The organism is Neoakkermansia glycaniphila, from assembly GCF_900097105.1.
Lineage (GTDB): Bacteria > Verrucomicrobiota > Verrucomicrobiia > Verrucomicrobiales > Akkermansiaceae > Akkermansia > Akkermansia glycaniphila.
Window position 1 is genome coordinate 1,643,438 of sequence record NZ_LT629973.1, and the last position, 25,428, is coordinate 1,668,865.

Annotated in this window: 26 protein-coding genes; 23 read left to right on the forward strand and 3 right to left on the reverse strand. The window is 58.4% G+C overall.

Annotation, left to right across the window (positions count from 1 at the left end; translation table 11 throughout):
• Positions 1–14: 14 nt before the first annotated feature.
• The 20 genes from PYTT_RS06810 (at position 15) to cysK (ending at position 19,826) form a co-directional block, all read left to right on the forward strand.
• Positions 15–2,045, forward strand: a complete 2,031-nt coding sequence (locus PYTT_RS06810) for a hypothetical protein (protein WP_067771764.1) — start codon at positions 15–17, stop codon at positions 2,043–2,045.
• A complete protein-coding gene (locus tag PYTT_RS06815; RefSeq protein ID WP_067771761.1) occupies positions 2,042–2,464 on the forward strand; it encodes a hypothetical protein in 423 nt (140 codons plus the stop codon). Before PYTT_RS06810 ends, PYTT_RS06815 begins: the two co-directional genes overlap by 4 nt.
• Positions 2,465–2,473: 9 nt before the next feature.
• Entirely contained in the window at positions 2,474–3,106 is a 633-nt protein-coding gene (locus PYTT_RS06820; RefSeq protein WP_067771758.1) for a hypothetical protein, read from the forward strand.
• Positions 3,103–3,237 carry a hypothetical protein gene (locus PYTT_RS13840; RefSeq protein WP_281241744.1) on the forward strand — a complete coding sequence of 45 codons (135 nt, stop codon included), beginning with the start codon at positions 3,103–3,105 and terminating at the stop codon, positions 3,235–3,237. Before PYTT_RS06820 ends, PYTT_RS13840 begins: the two co-directional genes overlap by 4 nt.
• A gap of 6 nt (positions 3,238–3,243) precedes the next feature.
• Positions 3,244–3,756, forward strand: a complete 513-nt coding sequence (locus PYTT_RS06825) for a hypothetical protein (RefSeq protein ID WP_067771755.1) — start codon at positions 3,244–3,246, stop codon at positions 3,754–3,756.
• 17 nt (positions 3,757–3,773) lie between these two features.
• Complete coding sequence (locus PYTT_RS06830; RefSeq protein ID WP_067771752.1) at positions 3,774–3,980, forward strand: hypothetical protein; 207 nt, start codon at positions 3,774–3,776, stop codon at positions 3,978–3,980.
• A gap of 29 nt (positions 3,981–4,009) precedes the next feature.
• Entirely contained in the window at positions 4,010–4,624 is a 615-nt protein-coding gene (locus tag PYTT_RS06835) for a hypothetical protein (protein ID WP_067771749.1), read from the forward strand.
• A gap of 58 nt (positions 4,625–4,682) precedes the next feature.
• Positions 4,683–5,846: a hypothetical protein gene (locus tag PYTT_RS06840; protein WP_141675641.1), complete on the forward strand. Its 1,164-nt coding sequence runs from the start codon at positions 4,683–4,685 to the stop codon at positions 5,844–5,846.
• Between the two features lie 12 nt (positions 5,847–5,858).
• Entirely contained in the window at positions 5,859–6,344 is a 486-nt protein-coding gene (locus tag PYTT_RS06845; RefSeq protein WP_067771743.1) for a hypothetical protein, read from the forward strand.
• Positions 6,345–6,488: 144 nt separating this feature from the next.
• Complete coding sequence (locus tag PYTT_RS06850; protein WP_156850338.1) at positions 6,489–8,507, forward strand: hypothetical protein; 2,019 nt, start codon at positions 6,489–6,491, stop codon at positions 8,505–8,507.
• On the forward strand, positions 8,504–10,912 hold the full coding sequence (locus PYTT_RS06855; RefSeq protein ID WP_067771736.1) for a hypothetical protein: 2,409 nt from the start codon (positions 8,504–8,506) through the stop codon (positions 10,910–10,912). Before PYTT_RS06850 ends, PYTT_RS06855 begins: the two co-directional genes overlap by 4 nt.
• Entirely contained in the window at positions 10,909–11,874 is a 966-nt protein-coding gene (locus tag PYTT_RS13605; protein ID WP_067771734.1) for a hypothetical protein, read from the forward strand. Before PYTT_RS06855 ends, PYTT_RS13605 begins: the two co-directional genes overlap by 4 nt.
• A gap of 73 nt (positions 11,875–11,947) precedes the next feature.
• On the forward strand, positions 11,948–12,451 hold the full coding sequence (locus PYTT_RS13610; protein ID WP_172801783.1) for a LamG-like jellyroll fold domain-containing protein: 504 nt from the start codon (positions 11,948–11,950) through the stop codon (positions 12,449–12,451).
• Between the two features lie 326 nt (positions 12,452–12,777).
• On the forward strand, positions 12,778–13,359 hold the full coding sequence (gene hpf, locus PYTT_RS06870; RefSeq protein WP_067771726.1) for a ribosome hibernation-promoting factor, HPF/YfiA family: 582 nt from the start codon (positions 12,778–12,780) through the stop codon (positions 13,357–13,359).
• Positions 13,360–13,887: 528 nt separating this feature from the next.
• Complete coding sequence (locus PYTT_RS13845) at positions 13,888–14,013, forward strand: hypothetical protein (protein WP_281241745.1); 126 nt, start codon at positions 13,888–13,890, stop codon at positions 14,011–14,013.
• A 511-nt stretch (positions 14,014–14,524) separates the two neighbouring features.
• A complete protein-coding gene (gene rph / locus PYTT_RS06885; RefSeq protein WP_067771717.1) occupies positions 14,525–15,304 on the forward strand; it encodes a ribonuclease PH in 780 nt (259 codons plus the stop codon).
• A gap of 107 nt (positions 15,305–15,411) precedes the next feature.
• On the forward strand, positions 15,412–16,179 hold the full coding sequence (locus PYTT_RS06890; RefSeq protein WP_067771714.1) for a type II secretion system protein: 768 nt from the start codon (positions 15,412–15,414) through the stop codon (positions 16,177–16,179).
• Between the two features lie 139 nt (positions 16,180–16,318).
• Complete coding sequence (locus tag PYTT_RS06895) at positions 16,319–17,035, forward strand: peptidoglycan recognition protein family protein (protein WP_067771712.1); 717 nt, start codon at positions 16,319–16,321, stop codon at positions 17,033–17,035.
• Positions 17,036–17,416: 381 nt separating this feature from the next.
• The gene (locus tag PYTT_RS06905; RefSeq protein WP_067771707.1) at positions 17,417–18,688 is read left to right on the forward strand and encodes an O-acetylhomoserine aminocarboxypropyltransferase/cysteine synthase family protein; all 1,272 of its coding nucleotides are present in this window, start codon (positions 17,417–17,419) and stop codon (positions 18,686–18,688) included.
• Positions 18,689–18,827: 139 nt separating this feature from the next.
• Complete coding sequence (gene cysK, locus PYTT_RS06910; protein WP_067771703.1) at positions 18,828–19,826, forward strand: cysteine synthase A; 999 nt, start codon at positions 18,828–18,830, stop codon at positions 19,824–19,826.
• Between the two features lie 113 nt (positions 19,827–19,939).
• On the opposite strand, the gene PYTT_RS06915 is transcribed toward cysK, so the two are convergent.
• From PYTT_RS06915 to PYTT_RS06925, 3 genes are all read right to left on the reverse strand, one after another.
• Positions 19,940–20,377 carry a GNAT family N-acetyltransferase gene (locus PYTT_RS06915; RefSeq protein WP_067771700.1) on the reverse strand — a complete coding sequence of 146 codons (438 nt, stop codon included), beginning with the start codon at positions 20,375–20,377 and terminating at the stop codon, positions 19,940–19,942.
• Between the two features lie 67 nt (positions 20,378–20,444).
• A complete protein-coding gene (gene secG / locus PYTT_RS13660) occupies positions 20,445–20,966 on the reverse strand; it encodes a preprotein translocase subunit SecG (protein WP_067771697.1) in 522 nt (173 codons plus the stop codon).
• 39 nt (positions 20,967–21,005) lie between these two features.
• On the reverse strand, positions 21,006–21,344 hold the full coding sequence (locus tag PYTT_RS06925) for an aspartate 1-decarboxylase (RefSeq protein ID WP_067771694.1): 339 nt from the start codon (positions 21,342–21,344) through the stop codon (positions 21,006–21,008).
• Positions 21,345–21,566: 222 nt separating this feature from the next.
• Here PYTT_RS06925 and PYTT_RS06930 point away from each other — a divergent pair, with 222 nt between their 5' ends.
• The 3 genes from PYTT_RS06930 (at position 21,567) to PYTT_RS06940 (ending at position 25,351) form a co-directional block, all read left to right on the forward strand.
• A complete protein-coding gene (locus PYTT_RS06930; protein WP_067771987.1) occupies positions 21,567–23,507 on the forward strand; it encodes a phospho-sugar mutase in 1,941 nt (646 codons plus the stop codon).
• Positions 23,508–23,660: 153 nt separating this feature from the next.
• Positions 23,661–24,953, forward strand: coding sequence for a phosphopyruvate hydratase (gene eno, locus PYTT_RS06935; protein ID WP_067771691.1), 1,293 nt, complete (start codon positions 23,661–23,663; stop codon positions 24,951–24,953).
• A gap of 26 nt (positions 24,954–24,979) precedes the next feature.
• The gene (locus PYTT_RS06940; RefSeq protein ID WP_083076303.1) at positions 24,980–25,351 is read left to right on the forward strand and encodes an FtsB family cell division protein; all 372 of its coding nucleotides are present in this window, start codon (positions 24,980–24,982) and stop codon (positions 25,349–25,351) included.
• Positions 25,352–25,428: the final 77 nt, after the last annotated feature.

Genomic DNA, 25,428 nt, shown 5'->3' on the forward strand with positions numbered 1-25,428 from the left:
GCTCATCCGACGCCATGGCCGCAACCAAGCACTACATCGAAACCGTCGCCGGAGTCACCCGGCACATGATCCTCCGCCTCGCCAACCAGGACGGCACCCCGGCCACTGCTGCCGACTACGCCATCTACGGAGCAGCGCGGCTGGGCGATCGCATCCACCCCTTCGGCGCCGCCCCGATGGATCCATCCAGCGTCCGCCTCTCCATCCCTCCGCTGGTAGCCAGCAACTACGCCTACGACCTCTACGCCAAACACACCGCGACGGGAGTCGAACACGCCCTCCTGTGCGGCAGCATCCGCGTGGCGGACCGCGTCGCATCGATGCCGCCTGCCGACCAGGGCGGGGAACACATCGAAGCCTCCATCTCCTCGGACCTCACAGCCATCACCGTCACCGTCCAAATCGTCCCCGTCATCACCGCCGCCACCTGGGAAGCCATCGAAGGCAGCATCGCCACCGCCGACAGCCTCCTCGAAACGGCCTCCAACCTCCTCCCCGCAGCCCGGCAGGAAATCGCCACCGCCACCGGCACGGCCAAACAGCACATCACGGCACACGCAGCCGTCGAAACAGCCGCCGCCAAAAAGGAAATCAACCAAACCGCCGGACAGGCTGCCGCAGACACCGCCGACATCATCGCCGCCAGCGGTGAAGCCGCCCTCGAATCCATCTCCAGCGCGGAAGCCACCGTAATCGCCCAAGCCACGAACGACGGCATCAACGCCATCGGCCAAAGCATCACAGCAGGCACCGGCACCATCTCTGACGCCACGGCCTCCGGCAAATCCTCCATCGACACCTACATCGCCACCACGCAGGCCGACCTCGCCCGCAAATCACAGCCCAACATCTGGAGCGGAGTCAACACCTTCAACGCGCCGGTCGTCGCCAACGGCGGTATCATCATCCAGCCGACTGCTGCCGCCTCTTCCGTTGGCACCCACATGAGTGCATGGCTCTGGGCCTCGACGTACTGCACGGAGAGGGCAATCCCCTACATCGGCCGCTGGACAAGCGCCGCATGGACGGGCAACGACTGCCTGATGGAGAGCTACACCGTACCCGACCAGTCGACCTATCATCACCGCCTCACCTGCATGGCCCGCGTCGACGTCGCGTACCTTACGCGCCGCCGCAACTGCATGGACGAGGCCAAAAGCCGCATCGCCTGCGGCATCGAAACGAGGCCAGCTTCCACCTACACCCCGCATGCGGGCACCTATCCGTGGGACTGGGCCAGCGGTAACGAACTGCGGATCGTGGACACACCGCGCCATGCCGTCCGCTGCATGATGATACGCCATGCCTACAGCGTCCTCGGCTCCGTCCCTACGTCGTGGCGGCTCATCTACCCCGGACGGCTGGATGATCTGCACAGCCTGCAGATCATCAGCCGCGGTACCGAGTGGCACGCCCCCGTCTACATCGGCTGCCATGCCGGCAACCTGTATGCTGTCGAATGCAGCTACAGCCAGGCGACCAACCCGGCCGTCACGTCGGACGTGGGCCAATACTCGAGCATCATGTCGCGCGGCACGTTGTGGGTCAGCCGCACCTACCTGAGCGACCGCGCCAACCAGGACAAGCAGGACGTACCGCCCGCCATCACGATACATGCCCACACCATCCCTCTCCGCAACTGGACGACCTACAAACGCTGGCCCGAAGAACAGGCCCTCCTCGAAGCAGCCGACAAATCCTGGGTGGACTGGCGGTACGTCACCGCCAGCCTCGACTACACGCCCGCAGGCTCAGAAACCGTCATTGTCGCCGCCAACATCGGGCGGCATGTCTACGTTACCGCCGCCGCGCAGGACATCGGCCTCTCCGCATCCGTCTACCGCCCCAAGGCGGGCGACGACACCCTGCTGCCTGACGGCGTCGTGGTGGACATCGACACCGCGGCCACATGGCTCACCCACTCGGGCGGAGCCTTGCACCTCGCCGCCAACACCACGGGCGCGGAGCGCATCGCCAGCGTCTGGCTCTACTCCGCCTCGTTCACGGGCACCATCTACGAACTCCAAATCCACCAAAGCACATGATCCCTCAGCTTCAAATCACCTGTTGCCCAGCCGACTGGGACTCCTCCACCCTCACCGCCGCAGGCATTACATTGCCGGATGGCCGCACACTCCTGCCACGCGACATCATAGCCCGTGACCTGCCGCCCGACCTCCTCACCATCTGGCATGGAGCGGTCGACACCATCTCCACCCTCGACCCCGGAGGCTGGGCCGCCACTCTCATCATCGCCCGGCGGGGAGAAACCGCCGAACCACCGGCAGCAGAGGATGGCCTCAATGCCGCGCCCATCGTCATCCCTCACCTCACCCTAACCATTGACCGCCGCTGGGATGACGGCGCCACCGCTCCACCCATCACTCAGACCTATCCCGATCCCTACATGCTCCACTTCTTCGATATTCTTACCGCTGCCTCGTACTGGGTCGCGGATGCTTGATTTACCGCCATGATCAAAATATCCGCCAAACTGCAAACCGTCATCGTCCCCACCACAGGGTTGGGGCAGGCCGACCTCGCCGAAATCAGCCGCTCCGCTGCCCTGGGTGTCCGGCAGCAGGTCGTCGATCATTTCATGGGGATGAAAGAGGCCACGAAATCTCGGTACTGGTGGCATGGCGCCATCAAATCCATTGGCCAGCCGGCAGTGGAAGGCTGCACCGCCACCATCTCCATCGGGCAGAAAGGCGTGCGCCTGCAGTGGCTGGGCGGAACCGTCCTCCCCAGCGGCCGCACCTCCCGCGTCACGGGTCGTCCGATCCAATCCCTCCTGGTACCTTTCTCCGACTCTCCCCTTCGCCGCAAAAGCCTGGATGAACTCGGCATCCCCGACGACGAAATCGTCGTCCTGCCCTCGCAAACCGGCAAAGCTCCCGTCATGTACTGGGTCCATGAGCGCAAACGGAAAGGCAAAGACGGGCTGAAACACAAAATCGTCCCCCTGGCATGCCTCCTGCGATCGGCCACCATCAAGCCGAAACCGCAGGTCATGCCCACCGACGCAGAGATGACCGACGCGGCGCGATCGGCCGTCGTCTCCTACACCCGCGCCATCAACCACAGAAACACCATCCAACCATGAACATCACGGACAAAGCAGAAACAACGCTCGAAGAAATCGCCAAAGACACCCGCCGCCCGCACTGGCAACGCATCCTGGGCTGGCTCGGCTGGATCATCGCCGCCGGCATCACCGCCGCCTACAACCTCTGACCCGCCATGCCCACCGCTCCGGACATCTCCCAGCTGCCGACATCCCCCCGATGGGAATTCGGGAAGGCCCTCATCGACCGCCTCCGCATGTACGAACCGATCCGGCCGTACGTGTACGAACACCTCATGACCTCCCCCGATCAGATCAAAGCACTGGACGCCATCGTGCGGCAATACTCCGGACTCGTCGCCGTCGTCCCGCAGGACCTGGCCAACCCCACCAGGGACACCACCGTCCGGGCGGCCTACCTGGACTGTGAATACGTCATCTCCTGCGGCGTCTGGAGAGGCCTCGGCATGGACGCAACCGGCATCACGGCCGACGAAGCCACCGACCGCCTTGCCGCCACCGTCATCTCCATCATCCAATCATGGGACATCAGCAACCGCCCCTACGGATCGCCGGTCGTCACCGGAGACGGCGACCTCGCCGTCGTCCTGGGCGACAAACGCCTCCTGCAAACCCGGGGCATCAGCATCACCGCCCGCATCATCCACCCGACCATCGCATTCGATTAAACCAACCACACAAACACATGGCTACAACACCAAAAAACACAGACAAACCCCAAGCCGAAACGCCTGCGGAACCCGCCGTTGAAGCAACAACCTTGCGCTGCACCATCACCGCTCGCTCCCTGCTGATCGGCCGCATGTACCATGCCCGCGGCACCATCGTGGACATACCCTCCGCCAAGGCCGCCGCCCTGGAACAGGCAGGCAAACTCCGCATCCTCGGATAATTATTCACTCATACCTACTCACTAAAAACATGTCTACACCTCCCGTCATCACCCCGAAAATCACGGCCCGCGTCGTCTCGCACGACGTCCTAGGCCCCTCCTCCATCTCCTTCTGCCCCGCCTCCCTCACCGTAGACGGCGCAAAAGTATCCGCCACCAGCCGCCCCGACTACGCCACCGCCCCCGAAGCCTGGCACGACATCGGCCGCGGCTCCAACTTCCAGCCAGCAGCGGAAGAAAAAATGATCGAAATTGAAGAATGCCAGCAAAACGGCGCCTGGATGAAACACAAGGAATCCATGCTCCAATCCTTCAGCTTCACCTTCACGACATCCCAAACCTCTCCGGAGGCTTTGCAGCTCGCCTTCGGCCTCGGCTCCCCCATCAAGGACGGAGAAGAAATGCCCCTGGCCAACGCCGGCAGCAACTGCATCGAAGGCTGGCTGCGCATCGTCATCAAACGCTCGCAGGACGGCACCGACAAAGTGCAGGAACTCTACGGCTACGGCCGCCTCAAACTCAAAACGGCCCCCTCCTTCACCTCCGACTTCATCAAACCCGAATTCGAATTCCTCGTCGATCCCGGCGTCGAAATGGCCACCATCACCTTCGCCAACGTCCAGGCCATCGCCGCCTCCGCCTAACCCCGCGCACCGGGCATGCCTCCACCGTACATGCCCGGTGCGAACCATCTCCATCGCCATGATCGCAACCGAAAAACACCTCAAAACCACAGCAGGCATCCGCGGCGTCTTCTACTTCCAGTTCCGGGATGGCGACACCATCGTGCAATCCCCGGGCATGCTCACCGGAGCCGTCCAGCTCGACTCCACCGCGGGCGGCGGCATCATCACCATGCCGCCGGACACCGAAAACCTCAGCTACCCCGGCCTCCCCGCAGGCCTCCACACCTACGAAATCCGCATCGCAGGCGTACCTGCCGTCCGCGGCCTCCTCGAAGTCCAGCCCTCACTCCTGCCGCCTCCCGAAACCTCCACCTCCGTCTTCTTCGACCTTGACCTCGGCACCACCATGGCCATCCACGTCGAAATCGGCACCGGGCGCAACGGCACCAATGGCAAAGACGCCTACGAAATCGCCGTCGCCCAGGGCTACAAAGGCACCCGCGACCAATGGCTGGCCAGCCTCAAAGGCGACTCGCCCTCCATCTCCGGCCTCGTCCCCTGGGCCACCTACAACGCACACGCCAACAGCGGTGCCACCCACGTCTCTGCTGCCGACCGTACCAAATGGAACGCCGCCGCCACCGGCCCCAGCTACGCCGTCAAAATCCTCTGGACCAACCCGCCCTCAGGCCCCTACTACCGCGACGACCTCGACTCCGCCTGCACCTCCTGCGGCTATGAATACGACTGGCTCGCCGCATCCGGGTGCAACCTCATCGTCTACACCGACACACCCACCCTGCAGCAACCTCTCCTCGCGACACTCGACAGCTACAAATCCACCTCCCCCGGCAGCAGCTACGCCCTGCAAACCGTCTCCCTCTACACAGCCCTGCGCGAACACATCTCCAACGGCGGCGGAACTACTGCCTCCACCGTCCGCCGCAACTACTGGCGGCTCCGCTGGACCAAATTCCCGGACGTCTACTCCCCCGGCACAGTCTCCTCACTGGTACGGGCCCAGCTGGATCAGGACGGCTACACCTACACCTACGACACCGACGACGCCTGCGACATCTACACGGAAGACTCCACACTCGCCTTCGGCTTCATCAACCAATTGAGCGAATTCATCGCCCCGCAAGCGAACGGCACCTACACCCTCCAGCGCGCATGGATGGATGTCGACCCTCTCGCCGCCGCCTGTGCAGACCGCCTCAACCGCCTCCGCACCCCCTGACCCCGCTCTGCCATGCAAACCGCCCTCTTCACCTTCGACTTCGTCACCCTCCTCGGCGGCCAGGAAACAACCATCCCCTGCTGCAGCCTTGGAGACATCATGCCCGGCCCCGAAACCAACGACTGGCAAACCTCCATCCAGACAGACGACATCATCGCCTCCCCCTGGCAGCACCACCAGGGCCGCGGCAACGCCACCAAAACCTTCGGCTTCACCGTCCTGCGCTCCTACCCCACCCGGGCCCAGGCCGAACTATACGCCCACGACCGCGAACACCTCCTCAACACCAGCCAAACCGGCCACGCCCTCTACCGCTACGGCTGGCACGAAGGCATCCCCATCTCCTCCGAACGCTGGCAGGCCACCGTCCAGCGCTGCCGTGCCCTCCCCATCTCCTCCGACCAATACGCCGGCATCCGCCGCCGCTACGGCCAAACCTGCGGCGCCTGGATCGCCGTCGAATACGCCTTCCTCCTCACGCACCGCACCATCATATAATCGTCCCCCGCCATGTCCACCGACCCGAACATCAAAATCACCATCGCCTCCGCCTACGACCCCACCGGCACCAACCAGGCACAGGCCGCCCTCCGACAAACACAGGCCGCCGCCGCCGGCATCGGCAATGAAACCATCACCGACATGAATTTTGCCGATGAGCTGGAGGCTGCCGGCAAAGCGGCAGGAGACGCAGCCAAGGAGGCCAAAACACTGGGAGATACAATCACCGATGCAGGAAGGAAAGGAAAAACTGCTGCAACCGACATCGTCTCGGGTTTCGGAAAAGCTCCCAATATCATACAGACCTCAACAGGTGCTGTTGGACGTATGGCATCTGGATTCAATACAGTCATGGGGTTAGCTCGAGGGCTGCTGGGCAAATTGGGACAGTTGGGCTTAGCTTATTCTCTCCTGCGCGGAATGTATGATTTTTTTACCAAAAGCCAGCGTGAAGCAATCGCACAGAAAAACAAAGATTTGGAAGCTTCCATTGACAAAGCTAAAGACCTTCAAAAAGAATTGAATGATCTGATTGAAAAAAACAGACTACTGAACGAACAACAGGAACGACAAGAACGGTGGGATTCGTTGATGAACTCATATCAATCCCAAACGGCTGAATTGCAGAAACAGTTGGAAATCACGAGAGCGCGTGCTGCCGTCGAAGCCGAAATCAAAGGCTTGGGCATGCAAGCAAAAAAATACGAACTGGATAACAGACGTGACCGAGGTGAAATCACGGCCTTTGAACATCTACAGGAAACGCGAAAACTGGAAGATGAAGAACTACAGGCGAAACACGCGTCGGAGTTGGCAGAGGCCAATACAGAATTGGACAATCTGCGGGAACAATCGAAAAAAACTGCTGAAACGATCAAAGACTTGAATCAGGAATCCGAACGTTTGGATCAAGGCAAAGCCGGAGCACTCACCCCTGAACAGAGAAAACAACATGAAATAAACCAGAAGAAAAATGAAGCCTATGCTCTAACCAGAGAAAAGGCATTGGCAGAAGGCTCCATCGGAGTCATGGACCGCTATCAGGTAAGGCGTGAAGCGGAACTGGGCCGGGCCGAGGCCAAAAAATTTGAAGATGCCATCAAAAGATCGGACGCATGGTACAAGGCGGAAGGCCGCGGTGGAAATTACGAATCGTATATCAAAGCTAAAGAAGACATTCAAGGCAAGAAGACGCAGGCATACGCAAATGCCAATCAACTGATGGGGCGGATTCAGGAAAAAAACAAAACAGTTGATGCCATTAAGAAAAAACAACAGGCAGAAACCGATGCGGTCATAGGGAACCGACAGGTAGTCGACCAAACTGTAGCAGCCAAGGCAGCTGATGATTTCGCCATCAAGGAAGCAGTCGGCACCCTCACCTCGGAACGCAACATCCTCAAGGAGGCGACGCAAGGCCTGGCGGATGCCGCACGGATCGATGCGGAAGAAATCTCCAAACAGGCCGAAGCCATGAACGAAATCGCCGCCGACGCCGCCAAACTGGGCAACAGCGGCAAAGATGCACAGAAACTCATGGCGGACTTCCAGCGGCTCGCCTCCTCCGGAGACTTGTCCGGCCAGCAGGCAACCCTCGCCGAAATGGGCTCGAAACTCGAACTGCTCCTCAACAACGGCACCTTCGACAAAACGCAATACGACACCCTCTCCAAAATCCTGGAACACATGAACAGCATGGCCGGCTACCAGCTGCGGGCAAAAGACAACGAAGCGAAAATCACGGAAATCGACCAGAAAATCGCCCAAATCGAAACCCTCCCCATCCTGAAACGCAACCTCCTCGCCGACGAATCCGGCTCCCAGGCCATGGCTGAAGTCTACAGCTCCCACCTGAAGGGACTGCAGCAACAGGTGGAGGCCGGATCGGAAGCCGAACGTGCGGTAGCTGACTCACTCAACGACCTGTCAGACGGCTACCTCGACACGCAGGAAGCCCAGCGCATGGCTGACAATGCCGAACGCCTCCTGCAATCGCATGATGCCGCCGCCCAGCAGATTGGAGGCTTCCTGAAAACTGTCGTCTCTTCTTATGGTGAAGCTTCCTCCATCCTGCAGGACACCCGGTTTCAAGTTTCATCCGCTCGGGCCCAAATGGAAAGCATCCGCGCGAAAAACAATCAAGCCTATACCGCCAAATGACCACCGAACACCGCTACGACCTCGCCGCCATTGGCCCGGACAAACTCACCGAATGCACCATCACCTACGCCAGCCTCGCCGCCGGAACCTGCAGCATGGCCTGGGCGATGGATAACCTCGCCGACATCCCCGTCCCATGGCAATACGGCCACTGGGTACGCCTCTACCGGGGTACTGACCTCGTCTTTTTGGGATACGTCAAAAAAGCCCAGCCGAAAATCTCCGCCGGCAGCATCCACTACGCCGTCGAAATGACCGACCCCTACGACCTCCTCGGCCGCTCCATCTACCAGCCTCCGCCTGCCGACCCCTCCCGGTCGGATGGCCGCCACCTCCAGATCGGCCAAACCGCCACCACCGCCCGCGCCTGTGCCGACCTCGCCACCGCCCTCGACCAGGCCACCGCAGGCCCCGCACGGAACATGCCCGCCACCATCGACATCCTCGCCAAAGGCACCACGGGAGCCATCGGCACCAACGGATCCAACACCTGCGCTCAGATGATTGAAGCCATGTCCCGCTGGTGCCCCGGCCTCGTCTCCTGGATGGACTACGGCGGCACGCACCCCCGCCTCGTCATCGCAGACAGCCTCGACCTCCCCGTCATCGACATCCCCTACGGCACCTGCGCCATGGGCGGCATCGACCTCACCCCCCGCCACGACCTTGTGCCGCCGGTGGTTGCGCTCAAAGCCCCGGATGGAACCATCGTCAAAATCATCCCCGAAGGCGGCGACCTCAACGTCCCGGACGCCTTCGTCTACACATTGCCCTCTGTGACTCGGACAAAGACTGTGGAGAAGAGCGAAGAGGAAGAAGCCGAAGAACTCTCCAAACCCGGCAAGGCCGAAACCTCCGGCCCCGTGGATGCAGCCACCGCCGCCGCCGCCCGCCAAGTCATGGAACTCAAAGGCATCCCCTTCCCGAAAGCCAACCCCAACGGCAAAGAAAACGAATGGACGAAAAACACGGCCGCCTACAAATACTGGAAACACCACTTCCCCTTCCTCGCCCAGGTCAAAGACCACGTCAAATTCTCCACATGGTGCAACATCACCTACGAAGGCCAGCCCGACGAATTCCACGAAGAAAACCCCGAAACCGGCGTCGAAACATGGATACTGCCCGCCAACTACAAAATCGACGGCCAGAAATACGAACTCATCCTCGGCAGCATCACCCGCAAATTCCCCAGCATCCGCTGGTGCTACGCCAACATCGAACAACGCGTCTGCTGCACCCCGGATGCCCCCCGCAAAGCCAGCGTACGCGAATTCTTCAGCGGCGACGGCACCGACGGCGCCGGCAAAGTCATCACCCGCTCCCTCGCCTACCGGGTCATCGCCATCAACCTCTCCGGCAACAAACGCTACATCGGCGGCGACTACGGCGACGCCTCCGGGGACCCTGCCGCCGATCCCGAAGCATGGGAACAAAACTCGACGCCGGAAGAAGAAAAAGAACACGGCAAATACGAATACCGCTACTACATCGTCCACCTACCGGAAGGCGGCCTCCTCACCCTCTCCACCGAATGGTTCGACGCCCTCGGCTTCATCCTCTGGGGAGACGGCCACGTCACCTACACCATGGACCCCGGCCGCATCAACCAGGGCACAGCCACCGTCCACCCCGCCTCCCGGCAATGGGCACCCCAACAGCAAATCGCCCACACCTACGCCCCCGGCATCTACACCCTCAAACTCGCCGCCCGCGAAAACGAAAGCATCTTCTTCACCCCGCACGACAAAGTGCAAGAAATCGAAAGCGACATCCCGGCCGACCTCATCCGCAACTACTGGGACAAAACGCGAGCCCTCCAGTACGACGGCAGCCTCGGCCCCATCCTCTGGCCCACCCCCTGGCAACTCCCCGGCCACCGCATCCGCATCACCGGCTCCGGATACGCCCCGTGGGACACCATGGACACCACCGTCCAACACGTCTCCTGGGACCTCAAAACCGGACACTGCACCCTCACCCTCGGCACTCGGGCCGCCTACAACTTCGATGAATACACCAACCGCAACCGCGTCGCCGACCTCCGAGACCAAACCCTCGTCAGCGACACCGCCCTCGACCCCGCCCAGCAACCCTCTTCCGGAAACAGCGGCGGAAGCGGTGGCGCAGACAAAACCGAAAAAGAAGACAACCCCGTCGCCCCCATCTTCCAGCCCCTCAACACCGGCAGCAGCGGCGGAGAACGGCGTAAACCCTTCGAAGTCTACGTCGAAAACGGCCAATGGTGGATGAATGGCGGAGAACTCCCCCTGCCGGACAGTGCGCGGCCCCAGAAACTCGAACCCGTCCTCCTCCCGGACGGCCAGAAATACGGCTACTACCACGTCCTCGAAAAAAACAACACACTCGGCTGGATGTGGACCCTCAAAAAGAAACCGAAATGAGCGACATCCCCGACCTCCTCGAAACCGAACAACACCGCGCCATCCACATCGCGGACATCGACGGCATCACCGCCACCCAGCACCACCTCGGCGGCATCCTCCTCCCTCCGTCATGGGGCAGCATCGACCAGATCGACGACCCCGAAGCCTGGATCGTCATGGATGAATGCCCCCTCTACCACAACAACAGCAACGGCACCTACACCCCCGCACCCTCCCGCTACCTCCACGGAGCCTACTGGCGCGGCAAACTCCACCTCCGCATCACCGACATCGCCTTCCCGGAACCGCCTCCGCCACCCGACCACACCATCCCCGACCTCATGGAAGAAGAACCCGGCATCCTCCGTGCCGAACTGGATGGCCCCACCGCCTCGGACGTCAGCCCCGGCACCTACCGCGGCTGCACCCTCGTCCCCGGCGACCTCTACGAACGCGACGCCTACCTCCGCCACAACGGACAATGGCGCGGCGACCTCCCCTGGATCATGGCCGACACATGGGCCCTCCCCTGGTACAACCCGGACGGCTACACCGGGCAAAACGGCGTCACCTACTGCCTCTGGGCCTGCATCACCTGCGGCCGCCTCTTCCTCGTCCTCCAGCACGCCGTCGAAGGCTTCGGCAAAGTCTGCGAACTCATGGATGGCCCCTGGGATGCAGACGGCACCCAACCATGGCGCCCCCTCGGAGGCGAACACATCGGCATCCCCGACCTCGACCCAACCCTCCCATCAACCGCCATCCACATTGCGGACATCGACGGCATCGCCTCCACCCAGCACTACAGCGGCGAACACATCATCCTCCCCGCCTTCGCCCCATCGGCCGTCGCCACCTACGACACCGTCATCCTCCGCTGGCAAGCCATCGACCCGCGCCACACCATCACCACCACCGCCAGCCTCGACCCCCTCACCTGGACCTACGCCCTCCACACCTCCGTCGACTACACCGGATAACCCGTGCATCCCCCGTGCATCCCCCATGCACAACACAGGCACGCCCCATGCACGGGACGTGCCTTTTTCATCCATGAATGCCTCGACATCCAAACTACATGTCAAACGCATCCAAACCCTCATGGCGCGTTACACCAATTATCTGTATGTGCAATCCGGCGGCAACAATAAATACAACGTGTACGGCAATGGCCTGATCGGCAATGGAGGGGAATCGACGGCGCCGATTACGCAGAACGTATGGAACCACATGGCCTTGACCTACCAGAACGGAGTAGCCACTCTGTTCCTGAACGGCGAACAGGCCGGACAATGGACCGGCACACCGATTGCCAATGCGGATGTGACGCAGTTCACCCTTGGAAACGGAGATTCGGGTAGCAAGCCGACAGCCATGTACGATGAGGTGGCGTTGTTCTCCGGAGCTTTGACGAAGGATCAGGTAGGCTATTTGGCTAAGGGACGTGTATCCGATGCCATCAAGGCGGAAAATGCCGCTGTTCCCGAGCCTGCAACGGCAACTCTGGGCCTGTTGTCCCTGGCTGGCCTGATGCTGCGCCGCCGCCGCATGGCGTAAGAGGACAAACGGATTCGGAACGGCTGCCTTTCCATGGGGAAGGCAGCCGTTTTGCATGCTTGCGTGTAGCAGAAATGGTAATAGAACCACGCAGTGAATGTACTTGTGTGTCGTGCGGCTCCAGAATGGCGTGACCACCTGCCTGGGCTCATGGGGGTGCGGTAGGGTGAAAGTTTGCGTTGTTTGGATGGATTCTTTTCCGAAAGGCTATCTTTTTGTGTCTTTTTTTCAAGAAAGCTCGACAATACAGAGGTTTCAGGTGTATTATTAACAGTGCGAAAAAACATGAATTCGCAATAACCCAAAAATAGAAAGAGGTAAGTACCATGCAAAAAGCAGATATTACGGTAACGGGGCGTCATGTAGAAGTGACCGAGGCGATCCGCGAATTCGCGGTCAAAAAAATTGAGGCAATCCATATCGACTACCCCAAGATCATTGAAGCACGAGTGATTGTGGACGTGCAGAAAGACCGACAAATTTGTGAAATCATCCTTTTCTGCTCCGATCATATCACGATTGAAGCTTCCACCGTCGGTGTCGATCTCTATGCGGCCATTGACGAAACGGTAACCAAGATCATGCGCCGCATGCGTAAGCACAAGACGCGTCTGATGAAGAGGTTCCGCCCGCATCGCGCAGAATCCATCCGCCATCTGGAAGCTCAGGTGTATGGGGAAGATGTGCTTGATTACGAAGAAGGTGCAACGGAAGATCCGAAGCCGATCACCATACACCGCGAAGGCTACGAACTTGTCACCATGTACAAGGAAGATGCCATTATGGCACTGGAAATGTCGGACAAGCCTTTCGTGCTGTACCGCAATGCCCGCCGCGATGTTTTGCAGATCGTGTACCGTTTGCCGAATGGAGATTACTCCATTATTGAGCTCGGTGCATCCTTGTAATCATCGATTGTACGGTATTTGAAAAGAGCCCCGGAATGATCCGGGGCTCTTTTTTTGCAATTAATATGACAAAATGATGCAAAATTGTTTATATGAAAATTAATTGTAAAAAATCTGGGAAAAGATGCGAAAAAATGGTAATTTTGAAATAAGGAGAAACAGCAATCGGTATAGTATAAGAAGCGGATTTTAAATCCGTTTATTTTCATTTATGTTTATTTAATTAATACTAAAATGATTGTATTTTTGTACATGTACACAAAAGCCGTTTTCGCTGTGCAATAATATTTTTTCATTCCACGTAACGCGCTTATAGTAACTAATAAATGATAGATGTTCATTTGAGGGTTGACGTACGGATTTAAAAACCGTAGAATAATGCCGTTCCAAATCTGAAAGCTGAACGCCAACAAGTGGAATTTATTGTGCTTGCGTATCCTGTCCTGTCGAGAAGGCAGCAAGGCATCCCCCTCTTCCATCAGGTAAATGGAAGTTACATAGAGAGAGTAGTGCCACCTCCGTAAGGGGGTGGCACTTCTTGTTGGAGAGGAAGAACGGATGATGGTATTTTTTGTGGCGGAGAAAAGGGCTGAAAAAGAGAGGAAAAAAGGATGTGAAATAATTATTTATGATGTGCTGATTAATGAAAATTAACGGATTATCAATCCGTTTGTCAATAATAAAATCCTGAAATATACAACTTCTTCATTTTTTATGCTTCCTGTTGCTACATGGTTGATCTGTGTGCATGATGCCTTCACGGTATATCTATTCATAAGTGCATCAAGACGCTGAATGTCTGACGAATGTGAAATGGGTATGTCATGCGGATTGATAATCCGTATTCTAGGTTTTGTTCCGGATGGGCAAAATATCCCAATGGTTCAATTGTTGTTCTGTTGACGTTTTTACTTCGCCGGGGCAACATCTGCTTCATGCGCTTGCAATTCCTGTCGTGCCGCGAAGGAGCAAGGCATCCCCCTCTTCCACAGGTAAATGGAAGTTACATAGAGAGAGAGCTGCGCCACCTCTGGGTAGAGGTGGCGCAGCTTTTTTTCCGAGAACGGCATGTAACCGGTGTTCGGTTTGTTCAATGTGAAGATTTCCTTGACAACCCGTTGCCTTTTGCCTTGTCAAATTCGTGGAAACAGGGCATTCTAACGGCATGAACCGTCACGATCACAGACAGGCGGACGAATTGCGTCCCATCTCCTTTATTCCGCATATCGCCCCGAATGCGACGGCCTCCGTATTGGCATCGTTCGGGAATACACGCGTGATTTGTGCGGTGACAATCGAGGAGGATGTGCCCCGCTGGATGAAGGTGCAGAAGGTTGAGGGCGGCTGGCTGTCTGCCGAGTATTCCATGTTGCCCTATTCCACGCTGGATCGTAAGCGCCGCGATATTACTTCCGGTAAACTGGACGGGCGTTCTTCGGAAATCCAGCGACTGATCGGGCGCTCCTTGCGCGCCGCCGTCGATCTTTCGAAGATCGGCCAGCGCACGGTCTGGATCGATTGCGACGTGCTGCAGGCTGACGGCGGTACAAGGACGGCTTCCATTTCCGGAGCGTCGGTTGCTCTCGCGATGGCGCTGAACAAGCTTGTAGCGGAAGGGAAATTGGCTGAAATGCCCATGAAGCAGCTCGTTGCCGCTATTTCCGTCGGCATGCTGGAAGGTACGCCTCTTCTGGATCTCTGCTATGTGGAAGACCGCGATGCAGATGTGGATATGAATGTGGTGATGACGGAAGGCGGCCAGTTCGTCGAAGTGCAAGGTTCCGGGGAAGAAGCGGTGTTCACGGCCGATGAGATGGCAGCCATGCTTGCTCTTGCTGGCAAGGGCATCCGGGAGTTGAACGCTTTGCAGCGCGAGGCGATTGCTGCTGCAGACCGCCCGGCGGCCGAGGATTTATCGGCTCTGCAGGCTTTGTTTGCCCGCTAAAAGGGAAGTGCGGGCAGGGGCGATCGGCATGGTCGGGAAAAATGAATTTACCGCTTGCCAACTATACTTGTAAATGCTATAAATAACCGTCAATCACAGATTCAACCATGAAACTCAAATTTGCACATAAAGTCCGTCGCGCAGCGGCATTCACGCTGATCGAGCTGATGGTCGTCGTTGCTATTATTGCGTCTCTGGCCGCCGTATCCTGGGGTCCGATTCTCGATAAGTTGAACGATGGCGATCGCACTGCCGGTGTTTCGAACATGAGGAACGTGTATTCCACCCTGATGGATTTCAATAATTCATACGGTTCCTTCCCGTGCGATAGTACGGCGCTGGATATCGAGGAGCAGAATGGCGAGACAGCAACCCAGTACGGCCCAATCAAAGGCAACTATTCGAACGATTATCTTCGCCAGCTCTTTTTCCTGAACAATGTTGGTCCTTCCTTTGAAGGCAATTTCTATGCAAAAATCGCTATTGCCGATGGCCGCAAGATCAAGGAAGCCGATAAAAAGGTAGGCGGTGGCAAAGCTCTTTCCAAAGGCGAATGTGGCTTCGGTTACGTGATGCGCACCGACCCCGACAATGCGGACGTGCGTACGCCCGTGACGGGCAACGACGCTACTCCGATTCTCCTTTCTTCGGTGGCCAGCAAGGCTCCGACGAAGGCTGCCGATACCCGTTACGATATGAACAGCTTCCGCGGCAATCTCCTGTACTATACGATTTCCAATTCGGGTGGACAGAAGGAACTTGTTGAAGAAGAAGATAATACCGATTATGGTACTCCCAAGAAGAGTCTCTTCGGTGAGGACAAGAAAGGCCGTGACAATGGCAGCAAATACATTGTCATGCCTCCCAATCTCTAAAGAGGCGGGTAGATACTGAACCGAACTTTTCACAAGGCGTTCTGCATCGTGCAGGGCGCCTTGTTGTTTATGGCAGCGGGAGCTTCGGAATGGGCGAAAAGCGCCTTGACATTCCGATGTCCGTGTAGAAGGATACGCCATGCCCTTTCTCTACCTTGTGGTTTTTCTCTGCTGCTGCCTGCTGCTGGGATGCGACGATGCGGTCGATCGTCTACCGGAACCGCCGCTGGTTATTTTTACGCCGGATCCTGCTCCGCTGCGTTGTCTGACTCCGCAGCAGTTGCGCGAGGAGATCAATATCTGTGAGGATTTGATTCCGAAAGGGGAGTTCGGCCGTTGCAAGCCGCGTGAGCTGGTGCCGCACTATATCACGATCCATGCGACGCGGAATATGAATGCCTCCGCCAATGCGGCGCGGCATGCCTCCGTGCTGAAGATGGGGCGCATTACGGGCGGTGCGGTGGGGTATTTGAGCTGGCATTTTACCGTGGATTGCGGGGAGGTGCGCCAGCATTTGCCTCTCAACGAAATGGGGCATCATGCGGAATACGGTTACAAGCCGGGCAATCTGTATTCCATCGGCATTGAGATGTGCGAGAACGAGGGGAACGATATGCCGGCGACGTTCGAGCGAACGGCCAAGCTGGCGGCTTTGCTGATGTACGAGTACCGGATTCCGTTGAAATGCGTGGTCGGCCATATTTTCTGGACGGGGAAGAAATGCCCCGCCCCTCTTCTGGATGACGGGTGCCTGGGGGCGACCTGGGCCGGCTTCATTTCGCGAGTCGATTACTATGACCGTTGCCTTAAATTCGGGTCGCAGCAGCAGAAAAGGGCGGAAAACAAGGCAGGCTGACAAGGGAGTGTCATACTTTGTTTTCTTGTAGGATATTGATTATTAATATAAATGGATGTTCGTTCGTTGCCTCGGCATGAAAAAAATAGTCTGTACGCAAATTATTCTTGCGAATCAGTCTAAAAAACGGCAGAATCCCGGCGCACCAAGTTCATCCTTCATTCAACTTTTCGGTTTTTTCCGCTTCCGATCCTTGACAGGATATTTCTTCATTTCGAGGAGGCTTTTTTTGTTGATTCCCGCATGGCATCCGTGTCTTCCTTTTGTGCGGTCCAGTATCATGTCTCCGCATCTTCTTGCCGCGCCGTAACCGGCAGGTGATTTTTCCGTTCTTTCCTTTTTCATTCATTCACAATTAACATAGAAATAAATAGATCCATTATGAGTTACAAGCCTGAAACATTAGCCATTCATGCCGGACAGCCCGTCGAAAGCGATACCCTTTCCCGCGCTGTGCCCGTTTACCGCACTTCATCCTTCCTGTTCAAGAGCGCCAAGCATGGCGCCGACCTGTTCGCCCTGCGCGAGCTGGGCAATATTTACGCCCGTCTGATGAATCCGACGAACGATGTGCTGGAGCAGCGCATTGCCGCACTGGAAGGCGGAGTCGGCGCCCTGTCGCTGGCTTCCGGTACGTCCGCCATCCAGTATGCGTTGTTGAATATTCTGAAGGGCGGAGACGAGTTCGTGACGGCAAACAATCTGTACGGGGGCACCTACACGATGTTCGACGCCATTTTGCCGAATTACGGGATTACGGCCCGCTTTACGCCGGTGAACGATTTTGCCGCCGTGGAGGCCGCCATCAATGAGAAGACGCGTGCCATTTATATTGAGGTGATCGGGAATCCTTCCCTTGATGTGGCGGATATCGACCGTTATTCCGAGATTGCCCGCAAGCATCATTTGCCCCTCGTCGTGGATTCGACGTTTACGCCGCCCACGCTTTTCCGCCCGATCGATCATGGTGCGGATGTGGTGATTCATTCACTGACGAAGTGGATCGGCGGGCATGGTACGGGCATCGGCGGCATCGTGATCGATGCTGGCAAGTTCGACTGGACGGATCCGAAGTTCGCCCTGTACAACGAGCCGGACGGCGGCTACCACGGGCTGCGTTTCGGACATGATCTCGGCAGTTTGCAGCAGCTTGCCTATATTCTCCGCATGAGGACGGTGCTTCTGCGCAATCTGGGTGCGACTCTTTCTCCCGATTCCGCCTGGAATTTCATCCAAGGAGTCGAAACGTTGCCGCTTCGCACGCAGCGCCACAGCGAGAATGCCTTGAAGGTGGCCCGTTTCCTGAAGAATCATCCGAAGGTGGCATGGGTGCGCTATCCGGGGCTGGAGGACGATCCTTCCTACCCGCTTGCAGCCAGGTACCTGAAGAACGGGTTCGGCGGTATGGTGGTGTTCGGCCACAAGGGCGGTTATGAAGAGGCCGTGCGCGTGATCGACAATATCCAGCTGTTCTCGCACCTCGTGAATGTGGGCGATGCGAAGAGCCTGATCGCCCATCCGGCAAGTACGACTCATTCGCAGCTTTCCGAAGAGGCCCTGCTCAAAGGCGGCATTACGCCTGATCTGCTGCGCCTGTCCATCGGTCTGGAACACGTCGATGATATTATCGCGGCTCTGGACGAAGTTCTGTAAAAAACAAGGAAGCCGTGAACGCGGCTGCGTCGGGAGGCGTCTATACCTGCAAGGCAGGGTAGCCCTTCCGGCCCGGCTGCCCGCGCGGCCTCAACCCGGGCGTCGGCAGCGCCGCACGCCCTCAGCCAATAAGAAAACCATGAGTACACCAGAAACATCAGCAGACAAGAAGGCCTATTCCTCCGTCGTGGAGACGATCGGCCGCACTCCTCTCGTTCGTCTCAACCGCCTGGCCGAAGGCCTGAATGCGGAGATCTGGCTCAAGTGCGAATTCCGCAATCCCCTTTTCAGTGTGAAGGACCGTATCGGCCGCGCCATGATCGACGCCGCCGAGAGGAGCGGAGCCTTGAAGCCCGGAGGCATCATTATTGAACCGACTTCCGGCAATACGGGTATTGCCCTCGCTTCCATCGCCGCTGCCCGCGGTTACCGATGCATTCTCGTGATGCCCGAGACCATGTCTCTGGAGCGCCGGACGCTTCTCCGCATGCTGGGGGCCGAGATCGTGATTACGCCGGGCTCCCTCGGGATGAAGGGCGCTATCGCCAAGGCGGAAGAGTTGTTGAAGCAGTATGGCGATCATGCCTACGGCCCCGGCCAGTTCGATAATCCTGCCAACCCCGAAGCCCACTATTTCACCACCGGCCCGGAAGTGTGGGACGATACTTCCGGCGAGGTCGATGTGTTCATTGCCGGCGTCGGCACGGGGGGTACCTTCTCCGGCACAGTGGAGTATTTGAAGGAGCGCAAGCCGAGTGTGCGCGGTGTGGCCGTGGAGCCTGCCGCCAGCGCGGTCATTTCCGGTGGCGCGCCTGGACCGCACGGCATTCAGGGGATCGGAGCGGGGTTCATTCCGAAGAATCTGAACCGTTCTCTGATCGATGAGATCGTGCAAGTGACGAATGAAGACGCTCTGCGTACTGCTCGCGCCCTGGCGGCCCGCGAAGGTATTCCGGCCGGCATTTCGACGGGAGCCAATGTGTGGGCGGCTCTGGAGCTGGCCCGGCAGCCCGAATATGCCGGGAAGAAGATCGTGGCGATTGCCGCTTCGGCTACGGAGCGCTATTTGTCCACCCCGCTGGCTGCGGAAGCTGCGGAAGAGATGAGACACCTGTCTGTCAGCCCTGTGAATCTTTGAGTTTGCAGGCTGGCTCTGTGCGGATCCCCTTGTCCGGCATGTCCGGGCAGGGGGATTTTAGCGTCGGAGGCAGGAGGGCACCGAAGTATCCGCAGAAGTGGTCAGGGTTCGGTTTAGAGGAAGTCCGGCAGTTTGCGCTGCATGAATTCCATGGGGTCGCCGGCACCGTGGACTGAGAAGCCGAACGGCGCATAGAATTCCGGAGTTTCTGTGAGCAGGGCCATGCGTCCGACGCGGGCAACTTCGGGATTTTCCATGACGGCGGCCAGCAGGCGGGAACCGAGCCCTTTGCCCTGGAATTCCGGCACGATGAAGACATCGGTTACGTAGCCGAAGGTGCAGCCGTCGCTGACGACTCGCGCTCCTCCTACCTGGACTCCGTTTTCCTCGTCGTACATGCCGAAGACCCAGCGGGAGCCGTCGAAGCTTTCTTCGATCATGGCGTGGGAACGCGTTTTGGCCCAGTAGGAGTGGTCGTTCAGGAAGCGGCAGATGACGTCGAACTGGAGTTTGCTCCGGTCGTCGGAAATCAGGATGGATGGTGTTTTCATGGCTGTTGTATCAAGAAAAAAGGACGGGGTAAACCCGTCCTGAGAAAAAAGCGGAATGTCTCGGATGTCAGGCTACTGCCGGTTGAGTGGCCGGAGCTTTGTCTCCTTCGGCTGCGGGTGCAGCAGGCTGAGCCGGAGCTGCGGGCTGGGCTGCCGGCTGTGCAGGTGTTTCGGCGGGAGCCGGTGCGGGCGTTTCTTCCGGTTTGGCGGCATCGGCAGCGGCAGGCTGCTGATTGAGGAGGGCGCCGATGTTTTCCGTGGCAGGCTTGGCCGGTTCGGCCTTTTTGGTGGCGGTCGCCCGATTGCTCAGGGAGGATTGTTCTTTCTTGAAGGCTTTGCTCAGCATGATGCCGAGGGCGAGGCAGACGATGAAGAACAGCGTGCCGAAGAGGACGGTGGCTTTCTTGAGGACATCCGTGGTACGTGCGCCGAAGGCCTGGTCGGTCATGGCTGCGCCGAATGCTGCGCCAAGGCCTTCCTGCTTGGGCCTCTGCATGAGGACGACAAGCAGCAGCAGGGCGCTGACGACGAACAGCACGGCAAACGAAATGTAGATGCTGATATTGAGAAGATCGGCGATAACAAGCATGGCAGGACAGATTAACTGAAAAAAAAGATTTTGTAAAGCCTAGGAAATGATTTCGTTGAGTTCGTTGCAAACGATTTTCGTCGGGATGATGGGTTTGTCGTCCATCGCGAAGCTCATAATGACGACGCGTTCACCTGTTTTGATGAGGTGGGCGGCGCCGCCGTTCATGATGATGTTGCCCGTGCCGGGAGGGCCGACAAGTGCATAGGTTTCAAGGCGGTTGCCGGAGGTGACGGAGGCGACGAGCACCTTTTCTCCCGGCCACAGGTTGGCGGCTTCCATCAGATCCTGCGGAATCTCGATACTGCCTTCGTATTCGACATCGCCACGGGTGATCATGGCGCGGTGAATTTTCGATTTGAGTTGTTGAACGAGCATGGCGTCGGAAAATTTCGCGTGGAGGGATCAAATACCGATACGCGCCAAAGGTCAAGCGAAAACGCAATCGAAGTGTGACTGTCGTTTGACATCGCGGATGCGGGAGTCGCCGTTTGCAAGGGATGGCGGGAGGTTCGCCGTTGATATCCCGGGCGGCGGCTTTCGCCGTCGCTGCCGCAGCTTGTTCTTGTGTTGAGTGAGTGAATCTGTATGATTCGCTCCATGGAAAGCATATTGCATCCGTTGCTTGAAAAGGCGGTGGCCGATGGCAGGCTGCTGGCCTCGTCTCTTGAGAATATCAATCTTTTGCTGGCGGGTTCGAAGGATCCCGTGGTTCCGGTGTCCATCCGGGAGCTGGCCGAGGCCGGGGAGTGGCAGGAATTGAACGACCGTTTTTACAAGACTCTGGCTTTCGGGACCGGAGGGTTGCGGGGCCGGACGATCGGCAAGGCGGTGACGAAGGCGGAGCAGGGGCATGGCGGCCCGAACGGCAGGCCGGAGTTCCCCTGCGTCGGTACGGCGTCGATGAATTATTTCAATGTGGGGCGCGCGATGCGCGGCCTGATTATTTATATGAGCCGTTTCGTGGCGGCGGAAGGCGGCAATCGCAAGCCCCTGATCGTGATCGGGCACGATACTCGCCATTTCTCCCGCGATTTTGCGGAGTTCTGCGCCCGCATCGCCTGCGATCTGGGTTGCGATGTGGCGTTGTTCGACGGCCCGTGTTCGACTCCGGAGGTGTCCTTCGCCATCCGCGAGCTGGGCGCAGATACCGGGGTGGTGCTGACGGCGAGCCACAATCCGGCGCACGATAACGGTTTCAAGGCGTATTTCCGCGACGGTTCGCAGTTGATCGCTCCGCATGACATGGGGGTGATTCAGGAGGTGAATGCTCTGTCTTCCGATTCCTACGAGCCTCTTCCCGAGGCGGAGCGCGGTTCCGTGCGCGTGCTTGGCCCGGAGTTCGACCGCGTGTTCATGGATCGCCTGAAGACGATTATTCTTCGTCCCGGCGAGTTCGAGCAGGGCGGCGCGAATGTGGTTTATACGAATCTTCACGGCACGGGCGGCCGCTGTATCGTGCCTTTGCTGCGCGAGCTGGGCTGCAAGGTGACGACGGTAGCCGAGCAGGATGTGCTGGACGGGCGTTTTCCGACGGTGGCTTCTCCGAATCCCGAGAATGCTTCAGCCCTTGCGATGGGGATTGAGCAGGCCGACCGCATCGGTGCGGAGATCGTGATTGCGACCGATCCTGATGCGGACCGCATGGGTATTGCCGTGCGCGATGCTTCGGGCGAGATGAAGCTGATGACGGGTAATCAGATCGGCTCTCTGCTGGCCTGGTACCGCTGCATGACGATGCTTGAGCTGGGCATGATTTCTCCGGACAATCTCGATCACACGGTGATGGTGAAGACGTTTGTGACGACTCCCCTGCAGGATGCGATCGGCGAGAGCTACGGTATTCCCGTGGTGAATGTGCTGACGGGTTTCAAGTACATTGCCGCGAAGCTCGGCAAGTACGAAGCCGCGATTCCCGAGGATCTTCGCCGCGGCTACCGCCGCATGAGCGAGGACGAGACTCGCGCCCTGCGCCTCAAGTTCAGCCGTTTCTTCGTGTTCGGCGGTGAGGAGAGCTACGGTTATCTGGCTCAGGATTTCGTGCGCGACAAGGATGCGAATGCCGCCGCGCTGCTGGTGGCCGAGCTGGCGGCCTATGCCTCGAACCACGGTACGAATTTGACGGCTCTGCTGGACGATTTGTTCGGGAAGTACGGTGTGCATCTCGAAGGCGGCAAGTCCATCGTGATGGAGGGTGCGGACGGTGCGGCGAAGATTGCCGCTCTGGCGCAGTCCTACGCCGATCATCCTCCCGTGGAGGTGGACGGTTCTGCGGTGAAGGCGATTCGCGATTTCTCGAAGGGCGATATGGTGGATGCCGAAGGCGATCCCATTCCGGCGGAGAAGATGCTTTTTGTCGATCTGGAAGACGGCCGCAGCTTTGCCGTGCGCCCTTCCGGTACAGAGCCGAAGATCAAGTATTACCTGTTCGGCCACGGTGCGCCGGGTGCCGATGTGCAGGAATCCCGCAAGGCCGTGCAGGCCGCGGAGGATTCGCTGTGGAAGGCTGTGGAAGCCGATGCGCACAATCGCATGGCCTGATGCGGTCAAACAGTTGCCTGTTTCCGGGCGGGGCCTGTTCCGAAGGGGCGGCTCCGCCCGTTGCTTTTCAGGGAGAGAAGTCAGGGGAATGAGAGTTAGTTAGAACAAACTTTCTTTGAACGCCTCTCCTGTTCTTCGTGTCCAAGCGGTACTATGGAAAAAGATCTGTTCATTACAGAAACAAAAGCCCGCGAAATTCTGGATTCTCGCGGCAATCCCACCGTCGAGGTCGATGTCCGCCTGGCAGGCGGCGCCGTAGGCCGTGCGGCGGTGCCCAGCGGAGCCTCTACGGGCGAGCATGAGGCATGGGAGTTGCGCGATGGGGACAAGAGCCGCTATCTCGGCAAGGGCGTGCAGAAGGCCGTGGATAATGTGAACGATATCATTGCTCCCGAGCTGGCCGGCATGCGGGCGACGGATCAGGTTTATCTCGATCATCTTTTGATCAATCTCGACGGTACGCCGAACAAGGCTCGCCTCGGTGCCAACGCCATTCTCGGCGTTTCTCTGGCTATTGCACGCGCGGCGGCCCAGCAGCTCGGTGTGCCTCTTCACCGCTATCTCGGCGGCCCGAATGCGAAGGTTCTTCCTGTGCCGATGATGAATATTATCAATGGCGGAGCCCATTCCGACGCTCCGATCGATTTCCAGGAGTTCATGATCGTGCCGAAGGGCGCGCCGACTTTCAAGGAGGCGTTGCGCTATGGTGTGGAGGTGTTCCATGCTCTGAAATCCGTGTTGCACGACCGCGGGCTGGCAACGACCGTAGGCGACGAAGGCGGTTTCGCCCCGACGCTGAAATCGGCCGACGATGCGCTGGAATGTATCATGAAGGCGATCGAGAAGGCGGGCTACCGGCCCGGCGAGGATATCGCGATTGCGCTGGATGTGGCTTCTTCGGAGTTCTACGATGCGGAATCCGGCCTGTATGTGTTCAAGAAATCGGATCAGAGCCGCCGGACGGCCGCCGATCTCGTGGCGTACTACAAGGAGTTGCAGGCGAAGTTCCCCATCGTGTCGATCGAGGACGGTTGCGCGGAAAACGACTGGGCAGGCTGGAAGGTGCTGACCGACGAGCTCGGCAGGACGATGCAGCTCGTGGGCGACGATTTGTTCGTGACGAATGTCGATTTCCTGCGCAAGGGCATCGATCAGGGGGTGGCCAATTCCATTCTCGTGAAGGTGAATCAGATCGGCACGCTGACGGAGACGCTCGATGCCGTCGAGCTGGCGCGCACGAATCGCTATACCGCCGTGATTTCACACCGCTCGGGCGAAACGGAGGATTCCACCATCGCCGATCTCGCCGTGGCGACGAATGCGGGGCAGATCAAGACGGGTTCCCTGAGTCGTTCCGACAGGCTCGCCAAGTACAACCAGCTTCTTCGTATCGAGGAAGATCTTTATGAAGACGCCATTTATGCTGGCACCATCATGAAGTTTTAGTCTATAATGCGGTCGAGCAGCAAGTTATGTTTCGACTGTTTCACAGACACCGGCAACGCCCCACGCTGGAAGAGGTGGAGATGCGCCGCGCGGCACGCGCCGACGGCCTGAAAAGCCTTCTTCCGGTGATGGGGATCATTCTGCTGGTGATTCTGTTTTTCCTGCTGACGCTGATCGTCTTCCGCCCGTTGCGGGATCTGCGGCGGCTGGAGCAGGACAAGGCTGCGATGCAGGGTAAGCTGGAGGATGCCAAGGCCGACCACGAGAAGGCCCGCAACGAGTTCCGGTGGATGGCTGATCCTGAGTATTTTGAAAATGTGGCGCGCGACCGGGCCAATCTGGCAAAACCCGGAGAAACGATTCTGCGCCAGCCGGAAGCATTGCCTCAAAAGCGCTAATTCCATGCTTGAAAACGGCTGGGGCGCATGCTAGGCTGTGACGACACTATGGCACGGCGCAGACGAAAGAGCAAGGG

Excerpts from the sequence above, each read along its gene's own strand:
- eno (WP_067771691.1), top strand. The coding sequence starts at position 23,661 with ATGGAAAAAGATCTGTTCATTACAGAAACAAAAGCCCGCGAAATTCTG.
- PYTT_RS06925 (WP_067771694.1), bottom strand. The coding sequence starts at position 21,344 with ATGCTCGTTCAACAACTCAAATCGAAAATTCACCGCGCCATGATCACC.
- PYTT_RS13605 (WP_067771734.1), top strand. The coding sequence starts at position 10,909 with ATGAGCGACATCCCCGACCTCCTCGAAACCGAACAACACCGCGCCATC.
- PYTT_RS06810 (WP_067771764.1), top strand. The coding sequence starts at position 15 with ATGGCCGCAACCAAGCACTACATCGAAACCGTCGCCGGAGTCACCCGG.
- PYTT_RS06895 (WP_067771712.1), top strand. The coding sequence starts at position 16,319 with ATGCCCTTTCTCTACCTTGTGGTTTTTCTCTGCTGCTGCCTGCTGCTG.
- PYTT_RS06940 (WP_083076303.1), top strand. The coding sequence starts at position 24,980 with ATGTTTCGACTGTTTCACAGACACCGGCAACGCCCCACGCTGGAAGAG.
- secG (WP_067771697.1), bottom strand. The coding sequence starts at position 20,966 with ATGCTTGTTATCGCCGATCTTCTCAATATCAGCATCTACATTTCGTTT.
- PYTT_RS06820 (WP_067771758.1), top strand. The coding sequence starts at position 2,474 with ATGATCAAAATATCCGCCAAACTGCAAACCGTCATCGTCCCCACCACA.
- PYTT_RS06930 (WP_067771987.1), top strand. The coding sequence starts at position 21,567 with ATGGAAAGCATATTGCATCCGTTGCTTGAAAAGGCGGTGGCCGATGGC.
- PYTT_RS06835 (WP_067771749.1), top strand. The coding sequence starts at position 4,010 with ATGTCTACACCTCCCGTCATCACCCCGAAAATCACGGCCCGCGTCGTC.
- PYTT_RS06840 (WP_141675641.1), top strand. The coding sequence starts at position 4,683 with ATGATCGCAACCGAAAAACACCTCAAAACCACAGCAGGCATCCGCGGC.
- PYTT_RS06905 (WP_067771707.1), top strand. The coding sequence starts at position 17,417 with ATGAGTTACAAGCCTGAAACATTAGCCATTCATGCCGGACAGCCCGTC.
- PYTT_RS06830 (WP_067771752.1), top strand. The coding sequence starts at position 3,774 with ATGGCTACAACACCAAAAAACACAGACAAACCCCAAGCCGAAACGCCT.
- cysK (WP_067771703.1), top strand. The coding sequence starts at position 18,828 with ATGAGTACACCAGAAACATCAGCAGACAAGAAGGCCTATTCCTCCGTC.
- PYTT_RS06825 (WP_067771755.1), top strand. The coding sequence starts at position 3,244 with ATGCCCACCGCTCCGGACATCTCCCAGCTGCCGACATCCCCCCGATGG.
- PYTT_RS06890 (WP_067771714.1), top strand. The coding sequence starts at position 15,412 with ATGAAACTCAAATTTGCACATAAAGTCCGTCGCGCAGCGGCATTCACG.
- PYTT_RS06850 (WP_156850338.1), top strand. The coding sequence starts at position 6,489 with ATGAATTTTGCCGATGAGCTGGAGGCTGCCGGCAAAGCGGCAGGAGAC.
- PYTT_RS06845 (WP_067771743.1), top strand. The coding sequence starts at position 5,859 with ATGCAAACCGCCCTCTTCACCTTCGACTTCGTCACCCTCCTCGGCGGC.
- hpf (WP_067771726.1), top strand. The coding sequence starts at position 12,778 with ATGCAAAAAGCAGATATTACGGTAACGGGGCGTCATGTAGAAGTGACC.
- PYTT_RS06855 (WP_067771736.1), top strand. The coding sequence starts at position 8,504 with ATGACCACCGAACACCGCTACGACCTCGCCGCCATTGGCCCGGACAAA.
- PYTT_RS13610 (WP_172801783.1), top strand. The coding sequence starts at position 11,948 with ATGAATGCCTCGACATCCAAACTACATGTCAAACGCATCCAAACCCTC.
- rph (WP_067771717.1), top strand. The coding sequence starts at position 14,525 with ATGAACCGTCACGATCACAGACAGGCGGACGAATTGCGTCCCATCTCC.
- PYTT_RS06815 (WP_067771761.1), top strand. The coding sequence starts at position 2,042 with ATGATCCCTCAGCTTCAAATCACCTGTTGCCCAGCCGACTGGGACTCC.
- PYTT_RS06915 (WP_067771700.1), bottom strand. The coding sequence starts at position 20,377 with ATGAAAACACCATCCATCCTGATTTCCGACGACCGGAGCAAACTCCAG.
- PYTT_RS13840 (WP_281241744.1), top strand. The coding sequence starts at position 3,103 with ATGAACATCACGGACAAAGCAGAAACAACGCTCGAAGAAATCGCCAAA.